The sequence below is a fragment of the Amycolatopsis coloradensis genome (genome assembly GCF_037997115.1).
Classification (GTDB): Bacteria; Actinomycetota; Actinomycetes; order Mycobacteriales; family Pseudonocardiaceae; genus Amycolatopsis; species Amycolatopsis coloradensis_A.
The window spans coordinates 5,236,450-5,248,154 of sequence record NZ_CP150484.1 but is presented as its reverse complement, the minus strand read 5'-3'; the positions used below and the strand labels follow the sequence as shown (position 1 = coordinate 5,248,154).

At 68.9% G+C, this 11,705-nt stretch carries 11 protein-coding genes and 1 pseudogene; 3 read left to right on the top strand and 9 right to left on the bottom strand.

All coding sequences use genetic code 11. The annotated features are described in order from the left end of the window. Nucleotides 1–11 precede the first annotated feature (11 nt). Entirely contained in the window at nt 12–308 is a 297-nt protein-coding gene (locus LCL61_RS24505; RefSeq protein ID WP_340681880.1) for a DUF3040 domain-containing protein, read from the top strand. Between the two features lie 8 nt (nt 309–316). Here the strand turns inward: LCL61_RS24505 and LCL61_RS24500 are convergent, their stop codons facing one another. The 7 genes and pseudogenes from LCL61_RS24500 to LCL61_RS24470 all read right to left on the bottom strand — a co-directional run bounded on the left by LCL61_RS24500 (nt 317) and on the right by LCL61_RS24470 (nt 6,170). Beyond that, nucleotides 317–1,243 (bottom strand): universal stress protein, encoded by a 927-nt coding sequence (locus LCL61_RS24500; RefSeq protein WP_340681879.1) that lies wholly within the window; start codon nt 1,241–1,243, stop codon nt 317–319. Nucleotides 1,244–1,263: 20 nt separating this feature from the next. Continuing rightward, the gene (locus tag LCL61_RS24495) at nt 1,264–1,902 is read right to left on the bottom strand and encodes a dienelactone hydrolase family protein (protein WP_340681878.1); all 639 of its coding nucleotides are present in this window, start codon (nt 1,900–1,902) and stop codon (nt 1,264–1,266) included. 81 nt (nt 1,903–1,983) lie between these two features. Beyond that, nucleotides 1,984–2,328, bottom strand: coding sequence for a DUF2267 domain-containing protein (locus tag LCL61_RS24490; RefSeq protein ID WP_340681877.1), 345 nt, complete (start codon nt 2,326–2,328; stop codon nt 1,984–1,986). A gap of 17 nt (nt 2,329–2,345) precedes the next feature. Next, nucleotides 2,346–3,006: pseudogene (locus tag LCL61_RS24485) on the bottom strand (phosphoribosyltransferase). 125 nt (nt 3,007–3,131) lie between these two features. Continuing rightward, on the bottom strand, nt 3,132–3,461 hold the full coding sequence (locus LCL61_RS24480) for a hypothetical protein (RefSeq protein WP_340681876.1): 330 nt from the start codon (nt 3,459–3,461) through the stop codon (nt 3,132–3,134). 55 nt (nt 3,462–3,516) lie between these two features. Then, nucleotides 3,517–4,611 (bottom strand): M20 family metallopeptidase, encoded by a 1,095-nt coding sequence (locus LCL61_RS24475; RefSeq protein WP_340688669.1) that lies wholly within the window; start codon nt 4,609–4,611, stop codon nt 3,517–3,519. A gap of 50 nt (nt 4,612–4,661) precedes the next feature. Further along, on the bottom strand, nt 4,662–6,170 hold the full coding sequence (locus tag LCL61_RS24470) for an AbgT family transporter (RefSeq protein ID WP_340688668.1): 1,509 nt from the start codon (nt 6,168–6,170) through the stop codon (nt 4,662–4,664). Nucleotides 6,171–6,329: 159 nt separating this feature from the next. Between LCL61_RS24470 and LCL61_RS24465 the strand changes: the two genes are divergently transcribed. Beyond that, nucleotides 6,330–7,328, top strand: a complete 999-nt coding sequence (locus tag LCL61_RS24465) for an Lrp/AsnC family transcriptional regulator (RefSeq protein WP_340681875.1) — start codon at nt 6,330–6,332, stop codon at nt 7,326–7,328. Here LCL61_RS24465 and LCL61_RS24460 read toward each other — a convergent pair. Both LCL61_RS24460 and LCL61_RS24455 read right to left on the bottom strand, forming a co-directional pair. Next, a complete protein-coding gene (locus LCL61_RS24460; RefSeq protein WP_340681874.1) occupies nt 7,309–8,340 on the bottom strand; it encodes a hypothetical protein in 1,032 nt (343 codons plus the stop codon). The genes LCL61_RS24465 and LCL61_RS24460 overlap by 20 nt on opposite strands. Before the next feature lie 17 nt (nt 8,341–8,357). Continuing rightward, the gene (locus LCL61_RS24455; RefSeq protein ID WP_340681873.1) at nt 8,358–9,926 is read right to left on the bottom strand and encodes a discoidin domain-containing protein; all 1,569 of its coding nucleotides are present in this window, start codon (nt 9,924–9,926) and stop codon (nt 8,358–8,360) included. A 175-nt stretch (nt 9,927–10,101) separates the two neighbouring features. Here LCL61_RS24455 and LCL61_RS24450 point away from each other — a divergent pair, with 175 nt between their 5' ends. Beyond that, nucleotides 10,102–11,637, top strand: a complete 1,536-nt coding sequence (locus LCL61_RS24450; RefSeq protein ID WP_340681872.1) for a PucR family transcriptional regulator — start codon at nt 10,102–10,104, stop codon at nt 11,635–11,637. Nucleotides 11,638–11,705: the final 68 nt, after the last annotated feature.

Sequence of the window (11,705 nt, the reverse complement as noted above, 5' to 3'; positions counted from 1 at the left end):
AAGGAGGCATCGTGCTACGCCGTGACCGCCGCGTCCTGCAGAAGATCGAGGAAGACCTGACCGCGAGCGATCCCGACCTCGTGGCGGCCTTCGACCAGGTGAAGCGTCCGGCGAGCGTCCAGACCTGGTGGGCCGTGCTCGTCGTCGCCGAAGTCACCGCGATCCTCATGATCATGGTGGGTCTCTTCAGCGACAGGGGTTTGGTGTTCCTGGGCGGAGTCGCCGCCGCGAGCGCGCTCGCGTGGACGCACAACACCTTCCGGACAAAGCCGGCCGACTCCGCGGATCGAAGTGGTTCCAAGCCCTGACACCGGTCTCAGTCCTTGTGGTGACGGACCACGGCGACGGGACAGGGCGCGTGGTGAACCACGGCGCGGCTGACTGATCCGAGCAGAGCACGGCGGAGCGGTCCGCGTCCATGACTGCCGACGACGAGCAGCGCGGCACCCTCGGCTTGCTCCGCCAGCGCATGAGTGGGCCGGTCCACGGCGATCACGCGGTGGACGGGGACGTCCGGATACCGTTCCCGATATCCGGCCAGCGATTCGTCGAGCAGGGGCTTTCCCTGTTCCTCGATGATCTCCCTGTCGTTCTCGGTAGGACTCACCGCCATCGCTTCGAGCGGAAGATCGGACCAGACGTGCAAGGCCGCCAGCACGCAGCCGTGCCGGTCGGCGAAGTCGTAGGCGAACCCGATGGCCTCCATACTGGTCTCGGATCCGTCGACACCGACCACGACCTTCCGATCGCAGTCCTCCGGCGGTTCGTCACCGGCGTGTACCACCACGATGGGCCGGTGGTAGTCGTGCAGGAGTTCGTTGGCCGTCGACCCGACCAGGAGCCTGGGCAGCGCGGTGAGCCCCGACGACCCGATGACCAGCAGATCCGCGTTCTCCGCGGCGTGGGCCAGCGCGTCGGGTGCGCGGCCGGACAACAGCCGGGTCGAAACGGCCAGATCCGGCCATGCTCGGCGGCATTCCTGCGCGATGTCGCCGAGCATGGCTTCGGCGTGCCGCTGTGCTGTTTCCTGACCGGCTTCGAGAAACCCCGGCCGCGGCCACGCCCCGCCACCCGGGACCGCCTCGGGTACGGGCGGGAACCCGACGACGTGGGCGACGACCAATCCACAGCCGCGGGCAGTGGCTTCCCCCGCGGCCCAGCGCACGGCCTTCCGTGCTTCTTCGGAGCCGTCGTAGCCGGTTACGACGGCTCCCTTGTCCATTGTGGATTCCGGTGCTGACATCACTGCTCACGTCCTGCCGGTCATGGCAAGTGCCGGTCGAACCAGTCCGTCGCCAGCCTCGCCACTTCGGCCAGCGCTCCCGGTTCTTCGAACAGATGGGTGGCCCCGGCCACGACCTCGATGCGGTTCGGCGCGACGAGTCGCCCGGCGGCGAGCCGATTCAGCTCCAGGACCGGATGGTCAAGGCCGCCGACGATCAGCAGCGTCGGAGCTCTCACCTCGGTCAAGGCGCCGCTCGCAAGGTCCGGCCTGCCACCACGAGACACCACGGCACGAACGGATTTCTCCCTGGCCGCGGCGATCAGCGCCGCCGCGGCACCCGTACTGGCACCGAACAACCCGATCGGCAGGCCGCGGACCACCTCGTGGTGCCCGATCTCGTTCACCGCGGTGACCACTCGGTCGGCGAGCAGCGGGATGTCGAAGCGCAGCTCGCCGGTGCTCCGGTCCGCGCGTTCCTCGTCCTCGGTCAGCAGGTCCAGCAACAGGGTGGCGAACCGGTTGTCCTGCAGCACCCCGGCCACCGCACGATTACGGCCGCTGTGCCGCGAGCTTCCCGATCCGTGCGCGAAGACCACGATCCCGCGGGGTTCGCCGGGGACCACCAGGTCACCGGACAGCGCCACCCCGGCGGAATCGATGACGACCGGAACGGTCATTGGCGTCACTCCCAAACTGCGCGGGCCTTGACAACGCCAGGACTACCACGTTCGACGGCCACCGAAACCTCGAACCGCCGCCTACTCCAAGGCCCCGCTCGATCCGGCGTCGACCAGTACCCGCAGGTCGTCGGGCAACGATTCCCGGATCTTGTCCATGCTGCCGCCAGTGGTGGCCTCGCCGACGACTTCGAGCACGACCCGGGAGCGGTAGGTGGCCTGTGGTCCGTCGGTGTGGCCACGCTGTGCCACCCGCCGGATGAACTCGTCATGACCGAACCGCTCACAAGCCAGGTTCGCCGCCAGCGGTTCGGGAATCCGTTCACCGAGCGTCTCCAGGGTCGCGCGCGTCACCCCCGCCGCTTCACCGCGGTCGGACAGCTTCGCCCGGTTCTGCACCTGGCCGATGAATTCGTCGTGCCGCATCGTCCGTCTCACTCCTTTCAGTGCCGGTTTCGCGATGCCGCCTCGAGCAGCGAGACGACTTCCTCGTCGCTGGTCTGAGAGAAGTCCTCGTACCACTGGCCAACCGCCCTGAACCGCTCCGGTTCGACCACACAGAGGACGTTGTCCGCCTCGTCGCGCAGCATCTCGGGCGCCCGGACGGCGCACACCGGAGCGGCGAACACCAACCGGCGCGGTTCCGCCTGACGCAGGGCTCGCAGCGCGGCCGTCGCCGTGACACCGGTGGCCAGCCCGTCGTCCACCAGGAGGACGTCCCGGCCGCGCGCCGTGATCGGCTCACGATCGCCGTGATAGCGACGGAGGCGGCGGCGGGCCTCCGCTCGCTCGGCTTCGCATGTCTGCTCCAGGTCCGCGGGGCTCAACCCGAGCCTGCGCAGTGTGTGCATGTCGTAGTAGGCCGGCCCGTCCGCCGTCACCGCGCCCACCCCGAACTCCGGGTGCCCGGGCGCGCCGATCTTGCGGGACACGGCCACATCCAGCGGCGCACCGAGTTCGCGGCGCTTCCGCCGCGACCGGCACACCGCCCCTTGCCAGCCCGAGCACCACGGGATCGGGCCAATCCGGCCGCCCGATCAGGCGGGCCAACTGCCGTCCCGCCATCCGCCGGTCGGCGAACGCGCGATACGTGACTGAAGACATGACTTAGACCTGACCGCGCCACTCCGTGACGTCGATACCAGAACTGCGGGGCCAGGCATCGAACACCTCCTCCACCAGGGCATACCCACCAGTGGAACGGGCAAACGAGGTCCGGCCGTTTTCAGTCAGGGGCGTCCCCTCGACGCTGTCTGGTCCGACTGCCCGTGCCTCAGCGGAGTGCCCGGTTCCGCCGCGGTGGCTTCCCGAACCGGCGAACCTCCGCGTCCGCCGGAAACCTCGGGCGTGACGTCCTGGTTCCCTCCGGAGGGCTCGGCACCGGCGACGACCTCGTCGAGACGGGCCCGCAGTAGTTCGAGGACCCGAGTACGCCCGCCTTGTTCCTGCTCGTAGTCGATCAGTTCGCGCAGCTGTGGTTCCGTCAGCGCACGGATGCGATGCTGAAGCGTCCCCGCGGGCAGTTCGTCGTAATTCGCCAACGGCAAGTGGTCGGCCATCGTGACCTCCTTTCGACAGCTCCGGGGATACCCCAGCGGGAGGCGGGCAAACTCTTCAGACGAGTGCCGCGATCAGCCCGATCGCCAGCGCCGTCCGTTCCGGGATGTGCCGCACGACGATGTGTTCGTCGCGTGCGTGGGCGCCGCCTCCGACGGCACCGAGGCCGTCGAGCACCGGGCGGCCCAGCGCGGACACGAAGTTGCCGTCGCTCGCCCCTCCCACCGCGGTCTCCTCCAGCTCCCAGCCCTCTTCGGCGGCCACCTTCCGAGCGGTCGCGAACAGCGTTCGCGAGGGGTCGTTCGGTGTCATCGGCGGTCGATTCCACTCCCCGTCGACCGAGACGGTCACGCGAGGATCGGCGGCCTCCAGGCCGGCGAACACCTCGTCGATCCGGTCCATTTCGGACGGTTCGGCGACGCGGATGTCGACGCCGCAGCTCGCGCCGCCCGCGGTGACGTTACGACCGGTACCGCCGGAGATGGTGCCGACGTTGACCGTGGTCCCGAGTTCGCGGGAGCCCGCAGCCGCCAGCTGTCCGACGATCTCGGCGAGGGCGTGGATCGCGCTCGCTCCCGCGTACGGGTCCAGTCCCGCGTGCGCCTCGACGCCGGTGGTGGTCACATCGAACAGGCCGACCCCCTTGCGCGCGGTCTTGAGCTTCCCGTCCAGCGACGCCTCGAAGACGAGGGTGGCGAGCGCGCCTTCACTGGCCGCTTCGATGTACGGCCGTGAGTGGGGGCTGCCGATCTCCTCGTCGCCGTTGAAGAGGAACTTGACCGACGGATGCGGAAGGCCGAGTTCGCGGAGGCCTCGCAGAGCCCAGACCGACTGCACCAAGCCGAGTTTCATGTCGAACGCGCCCGGCCCGGTGACGCGGCCGTCCTCGTCGGTGTACGGCCATCCGGAGAGCGTGCCGGTCGGCCAGACCGTGTCGTAGTGGCTCAGCAGCAGCACCGTTCCCGGCGCCGTCCCCGCATAGCTCAGTTCGAGCACGTCGCCGCGGACCGTGTCGGTGTGGCGGGCCTCGGCATCGGGTGCGCCGAGGCGGTCGAAGACCCAGGCCCGGATGGTGTCGAGGCCTTTGTCCAGCATCGGCTTGTCGTAGCTGTGCGTCTCCAGTTCGACGATGCTCCGCAGATCGTCGAGCATGGCGGGCAGTGCCTGCCGAGACCAATCCGTGTGTGACAAGAGAATCCTTTCTACCGAACGGGGGCACCGGGGCCGAGCGGGATGCCGAACACCCAGAACACGAAGAACAGCAACGTCCACACCACCAGCAGGGCGAACGAGAGCGGGACCGTCATCGAGAACAGCGTGCCGATCCCCGCCGAACGCCGATAACGCTGCAGGAAACCCAGCGCCATCACGAAGTACGGGCTCATCGGGGTGATCGCGTTCGTGCACGAGTCCGCGATGCGGTACAGCGCCTGCGTGGTCTCCGGCGGGATGTCCAGCAACATCAGCATCGGCACGAACACCGGGCCGATCAGCGCCCATTGGGCGGAGCCGCTGGTGACGATCAGGTTCACCAGGGTCACCACGACGAGGATGCCCAGCATGATGACCGGCCCGGAGACGCCGGCGGATTTGAGCAGGCCGGCGCCGTTGATCGCGGTGATCTCGCCGATACCGGTCCACTTGAAGTAGGCCAGGAACTGGGAGATGGCGAAGAACAGCACCAGGATCGGCGCCATCTCGCGGAATCCGTGTGCCATGAACCCCGGGATGTCGCGGCTGCTGGTCACCGTCCCGGCGACCTTTCCGTAGGCCCAGCCCGCCGCGAGGAAACCCAGCGCGAGGAAGATCGAGATGGAGGTCAGCAACGGTGACTCGATGATGCTTCCCCCCTTGCCGCGTAACGGCGACGACGCGGGCAGCACCGCCAGCACGAGGGCGATCACGAAAACGGCCAGCGCGATGAGCGCGGCGAGCAGGCCCCGTCGTTCCTGGCGGCTGAGCTGGAGCGAGCCGAGATCGTCCTCCTCCGCGTCGTCGTCGACGGGCATCGCCTCGGCGCGCCGCGCCAGGACCTTCTCGGTCACGAGCGTGATCACGGCGGCCAGCACGACCGACGAGGCGAGCGAGAAGAAGTAGTTGGCCAGTGGCGTGACCGAATAGGCCGGATCGATCGTCTGCGCCGCCGCCGTGGTCAGCCCGGACAGGATGGCGTCGGTCGGCGTGATCAGCGGGCTCGCGTCGTACCCGGCGGAGATGGACACGAACGCCACCACTATGCCCAGGATCGGGCTCCGCCCCACCGCGCGGAAGGCCAAGGCCCCCAACGGGATCAGCACCACGTAGGCCGCGTCGGAAGCGACGTGGGACACCATTCCGGTGAACGCCAGCGCGAAGGTCACCCACCGCGGCGAGACCTTCGAAACACCGGACCGCAGCACGGCCGCGAGCAGACCGGACCTCTCGGCGACCGCCACGCCGAGCATCACGACGAGGATCGTGCCCAGCGGCGGGAAGGACGTGTAGCTCTTGACCGCGTCGGTCACCATCATCCGCACGCCGTCGGCGGACAACAGGTTCTTCGCCTCGACGGTCTTGCCCGTTGCCGGGTTCACCGCGGACACCCCGGCCGCGCTGAGCCCCCAGCTGGCCAGAGCCAGCACTGCGCTCAGGATGACGAACAGCCAGAACGGGTGCGGCAGCTTGTTGCCGAGCCGCTCGACGCCGTCGAGCGCGCGCAGCAGGAGGTTCATCGGACGTGAGGTCGTTCTGGCCTGGCTGGAACTCACCGGCGCGGCTCCTTCCTGATCGGAGGCCCATTACAAACTCAAGCGAACGAATAGTGCAACCCTGAACCAGATTCCGCATGGATCAGTCACATGAGTGCGCCGGATGACTGATACATTCACCTCATGCTGACCGAACCCGAGCTGGACCTGGTCGCGGCGCTCCAGATCGCCCCGCGCGCCTCGGTCGCCACGCTCGCCGAGGCGCTCGACGTCTCCGCCAGCACGGTGGGACGACGGCTGGTCCGCCTCGAGGAACAGCGGATCCTCCGGGTGATCGGCCAGGTCGAGTGGACCGCGAGGGCTCGCGGGAACCCGCGGCATGTCTGGGTCACGACCGAACCGGGCGCGTCCGGTTCGGCGGCGAAGGCGCTCGCGCGGTTTCCCGAGGTCCAGCTCGCGGCGGAGACGGCGGGCCGGTCGGACGTCTACCTGGCCGTGCACGTTCCGGACCGAGCCGAGGCGCGCGAACTGCTCGCCGAACGCATCCCCGGGGTGCCGGGCGTGGCGGGGACCCATTCGGAGCTGGTACTGCGGGCGCTGACCAGGGCCGACTCCTGGCGTCTGCACCGGCTGAGCGAAGAGCAGCAGAAGATCTTGTCCCGCGATCAGGTGATACCGGCCGCGCCGGACGGATTCGACGCCGACGAGGTGGGCTCGGACGAGCGGCGGCTCATCGGGCTGCTGGCGGGGAACGGGCGGATCACCGCGGCCGAAGCGGGCCGGAGCCTCGGCCTCAGCCAGTCCACCGCCTACCGGCTGATCCAGTCGACGTTGCGGCGCGGCATCGTCCGGCCACGCGTCGAGGTGGAACCCGCGCAGCTCGGCTACGAACTGGAGGCGGTCATCGCGCTGACCATCACCCCGGGCGCCATCCAGGCCGTGGCCCGGGAATTGGCGCGGCATCCGTCGGCGCGGTACGTGTCGATCGTCGCCGGCACCGCTTCGGTCATCCACCAGGGCGTGTTCCGGAACGAGGACGAAATGGCCGACTTCCTCACCAGGGACCTCGCTCCCTTACCCGGGATCACCGCACTGCAGGTCTCCGTGGTGTTGCGCATGCTGCGCCGGTACTGGCTGTACCGGGAGGACGGGAGATTCGCCGTTATCGACGAGCCGTCGTGACCGACGGCGACGACGCCAGGGGGACCAGCAGGCGCGGCGATCCGGTGCCGTCGGCGGGCACGGACCAGATGTCGCTTTCCTTGCCGTCCCCGCGCGGCAGGCCGTAGGCGATCGTGTCGTTGTCGAGCCAGACCACCTGGTCGTCGATGCTGCGCGCCTCCGCGAGCGGGGTCTCCCGCATCGTGGTCAGGTCCAGCACATGCTCCCGCCAAGGCCGGACGTCGCCGTCGGCCACGCGTTTCTTGAACGCGAGTTTCGTGCCGTCCGGCGACAACGACGGACATTCCGCGTTCTCCCGCAGGGTGCGCGCCTTCCACGCCTCGTTGTCGCCCTCCACGAGATAGGTCCGCCCGCCGGTGGCGACCGTGGCGAAGAACGTCCGCTCGTCGGTGGCGAACGTGACACCCCAGTAGTTGACGTCCTCGCCCCGGTGGACCGCGTCCCCGATCCGCAGCGGGATGCCCTCGATATTGCTCGAAAGCTCGTTCCGTTCGCGATCCATGATCGCCGTTCGCGTCGAGAAGGTGCCGGGCGTCGAGTACGAGTCACCGGTGACGAAGGTGGTCCAGCTCCCCATCCGGCCACCGGGTGAGAGTTTCGCGCGGTTGGGGATGCCGGGGACGTCGACGCGCTTGACCTCGCCGAGCGCGGAGTCGAGGAATTTGGCGACCGCGCCTGGCAGCGGCGTGGGTTCCTTCGCCAGGCACAGGCCGCCGTCGACCGCCGTGTAGAACCGTTCGCAGCCGAGCGAACTGATCCGCCGCGGACCGCCGGGCTCGTAGACGGGGACCGACGCGACGTTGCCGTATCCCTGCCCCGGCGCGCCGTTGCGGAACAGCAGCCGTCCCGGCTCCCCCAGCACGACCGGCGCCGAGGAATCCACCGCGATCGCCGCGTCGCCCGTCCGCCGCTCGGGGCTGTTCGCCTTGGCCTGCACCACGTACACCACCGAGGCGGCGGCGAGCGCGGCGACACCCGCCAGCGCCACGACGAACTTCACCGGGAGCTTCACGCCGTCCCCTTTCGTTGTCACCGGCAGGTGTACGGGCCCGCTTTGTCGAGCAGTTCCCCGTTGGTGCCGATGATCTCCCAGGAATAGGTCTTCCCCTTGAGCACCAGCTTCATCACCCCGTGCTTGCCCAGGATCTTCTCCACGCCTTCACGGGCCTTGTAATCGAGATAGAGGCTGTCGCCGCCGATGCCGGCGATGACCGAGCGCACGCCGTTGGCCTCGTCGATGTGGCCGTTGACGTCCAGCGGCTTCGTCCGCTCGTAGTGATGATCGTGTCCGGTGATCACCATGTCCGCCTTCGCGTTGGCCATCTCGTTCCACAGCGGCGCCATCTGCCTCTTGTCCCCGGAGTTCCCCGAGTTGAAGCGCGGGTGGTGCCAGTACCCGATGACGCAGGACTTCGTGTTCTTCGCCAGGTCGTTGCGCAGCCAGGTCACCTGGTCGGACCCACCGCCGGTGTAGATCGGGTTCGAGTCCATCGCGACGAAGTGGAAGTCACCGATGTCGTAGCTGTAGTACGGCAAACCCTGCGGGTACGCGATCGCGCCGAAGTACTCCTTGTAGCCCCTGAGCTGGTCGTCCCATTCGTGGTTGCCCGTTGTGGGCTTGGTGATGCTCTTGAACTTGCCCCACGTCTTGTCGTAGTGCGAGCGGTATTCGGAGATGGTGCCCTTGTGGTACTGGTTGTCGCCGACGGTCAGCACGTACTTCGGGTTGATCCTGGCGACCTGGTTCGCGGTCCCCTGGTGCGTGGAGAAGAGCTCCGGGTTGGCGATGTCACCCGCGAGCGCGAGGGTGACGGGGCCGGTGCCGCCCGGCTGGGTCGCGGCCCTGATCACCGGACTCGCCGCGGAGACGTTGCCCGCCGCGTCCCGTGCCCGCACGGAGTAGCCGAACTCCACTCCGGACGCCAGGCCGCTGTCGGTGTAGGTGGTCGTCGCCGTGGTCCCGACGACGTTCCCGTCGCGGAGCACCTCGTACTCGGTGACCCCGACGTTGTCGGTGGACGCGGTCCAGCCGAGGGTGACGCTGTCCGTCGTGGTGGCGTTCGTGGCGAGACCCGTGGGCACCGTCGGCGCCTGCGTGTCTCCGCCGCCGACGCGGTCACCGTAGATTTCCAGCTCCCACAACGAGTAGCCGTAGGTCGTGCCGCGAGCCGTGCCGTGGACGCGGATGTGGCGGGCGGTGGCGTTGAGGCCGAGGTGTTCGTCGATGCCGCCGTCGCCGTCGACGACGGACTTGATGTCGGTCCAGGTCCTGCCGTCGGCCGAGCCCTGGATCTTGTACGTCTTGGCGTAGGCGACTTCCCAGTTCAGTCTGACCTTGGTGACGGTCGCGGTGGCGCCGAGGTCGACGGCGATCCATTGCGGATCGACCATCTCCTCGCTCGCCCACCGGGTCGTGGCGTTGCCGTCGACGGCGTTGGCGCCGCCGAACTCGACGCCCTCGACCGACGAGGTCGTGGTCGGTTTGCCCCCGGACAGCAGTGATTCCGCTTGCGCGGTGGTACCCGACGAGATCAAGGTCTGCCCCAGCAGGGCCAGCGTCGCCACCGCGACACCGGCCAGGGGTGTTCTCCGTTTCATGCGAACTCCTCGACGTTGCGGAGTCGGCGAGTACCGGCGGTGGGCGGCGACTTGTCAGCCGGAGTCGCTTTAGTTAAGTAAGTTTCCTAACGATCGCAGTGTAAAAGGTTCTTAAACTCACAGTCAACGGGTGAACGCGTCGTGTCCGGCATCATTTGATGGCAGGGTCGCGGCCATGGTGACGCTGGATCGGCTCGTGAACGTCCTGGGTGGGTACGGGGCACGGCTGTGGTGCTGCCCGGTGTCGCGCGAGGCGGCCTTGCGCGATGTGGTGATACACGACGCTGCGGACCCCCGCGACCTCCGCGGAGACGTGTACCTCGCCGTCGGGACGGACTCCGTCGCGACGGCCGTCGATCTGGCCGCGGCGGCACGGGCGTCGGTCGTCCTGGTCCGCGGGGCGGCGCCCGATCCGGCGGCGGCCGAACGGGCGGAGCGCGGCGGCGTCGCGGTGCTGCTGGTGGAGCCGGACGTCTCCTGGGGCCAGCTCGCCGGCGTGGTCTACGGGCTCGTCCTGGAAGGCCGCGAGACCGAATCGGGCCGCGGTCCGACCGACCTGTTCGCGCTGGCCGACAGCCTGGCGGACGCGCTCGGCAGCGCGGTGACCATCGAGGACCGGCTCTCCCGGGTCCTGGCTTACTCCAGCCGGCAGCACCTGGCCGACCGGGCGCGGCTGGAGACGATCCTCGGCAGGCGAGTCCCGGAGCCGGTCCGCGAACTGTTCGAACGGCGGGGCGTGTTCGGGCACCTCGCGGAATCCGACGAGCCGTTGTTCGTCGAAGCCGATCCCGAACACGGGCTGACCGGGCGCATGGTCGTCGCCGTTCGCGCGGGCCGGGAGATGCTGGGCTCGATCTGGGTGGAATGCGACCGGCCGCTGACCGACACCCGACGCGCGGTCCTGCGGGACAGTTCGCGCACGGTCGGCCTGCACCTCCTGCGTTCCCGGGCGAGCGCGGACCTGGAGCGGCAGGTCGAATCCGATCTCGTGATCCGGCTGGTGGAGGGAACGCCGGACGCGGCGGCCGTGCTCAGCAGGCTCGGCCTGCCTCCCGGCCGGTTCCGGGTGATCGCGCTCCAGGCCCACATCGGCGATGAGCGTCACGCCGCGCTCCTGCTCGCGTTCGAGCGGGCGACGACGGGTTTCGGCTGGTCACGGCCCGGCCGCAGCACGTTGTTCAGCAACACCGTCTACACAGTCCTGCCCGGGGACGACGTCGGGGCGGCCAGGGCATGGGTGCGTTCGATCCGCGAGGCGCTGCCCCGGCAGGTGACGATGCTGGCCGGGATCGGTGCGGGCGCGGCGCCGGCCGAACTGCCGGCCAGCAGGCTGGAAGCAGACGAATGCCTTGCGTTGCACGCTGTGCGGCCGGGCACGAAATCCGCGATCGCCTACGACGAGGCCTGGGACGACATCCTCGTGCAACGACTGCGAGCCGCCGCGGCGTCCGGCAGGGCTCCGGCCCGCGGCCCGATCACCGAGTTGCGGCGGCACGACAGCGCCAACGCCACCAGCTACGTCGCGACGCTGCGCGCCTGGCTCGAAGCACAGGGGGATCTCGCGGAGGCAGCCGAGCGGCTGGAAGTCCACCCCAACACGATCCGCTACCGGCTCCGGAAGATGGCGAAGGTGACCGAACTCCGCCTCGACCAGCCCGCGAAACGGCTGGCGATGATCATCGAGCTGGCCGTGTCCGAACCGGCCCCTTGAGCGTTCCGACCAAAACGATCCGCCCGGATTGTCGGATCCGGACAATCTCCACCGCCCGGATCCGAGCC

Excerpts from the sequence above, each read along its gene's own strand:
- LCL61_RS24450 (WP_340681872.1), top strand. The coding sequence starts at position 10,102 with ATGGTGACGCTGGATCGGCTCGTGAACGTCCTGGGTGGGTACGGGGCA.
- LCL61_RS24480 (WP_340681876.1), bottom strand. The coding sequence starts at position 3,461 with ATGGCCGACCACTTGCCGTTGGCGAATTACGACGAACTGCCCGCGGGG.
- LCL61_RS24490 (WP_340681877.1), bottom strand. The coding sequence starts at position 2,328 with ATGCGGCACGACGAATTCATCGGCCAGGTGCAGAACCGGGCGAAGCTG.
- LCL61_RS24465 (WP_340681875.1), top strand. The coding sequence starts at position 6,330 with ATGCTGACCGAACCCGAGCTGGACCTGGTCGCGGCGCTCCAGATCGCC.
- LCL61_RS24475 (WP_340688669.1), bottom strand. The coding sequence starts at position 4,611 with ATGCTCGACGATCTGCGGAGCATCGTCGAACTGGAGACGCACAGCTAC.
- LCL61_RS24500 (WP_340681879.1), bottom strand. The coding sequence starts at position 1,243 with ATGTCAGCACCGGAATCCACAATGGACAAGGGAGCCGTCGTAACCGGC.
- LCL61_RS24470 (WP_340688668.1), bottom strand. The coding sequence starts at position 6,170 with ATGAACCTCCTGCTGCGCGCGCTCGACGGCGTCGAGCGGCTCGGCAAC.
- LCL61_RS24495 (WP_340681878.1), bottom strand. The coding sequence starts at position 1,902 with ATGACCGTTCCGGTCGTCATCGATTCCGCCGGGGTGGCGCTGTCCGGT.
- LCL61_RS24455 (WP_340681873.1), bottom strand. The coding sequence starts at position 9,926 with ATGAAACGGAGAACACCCCTGGCCGGTGTCGCGGTGGCGACGCTGGCC.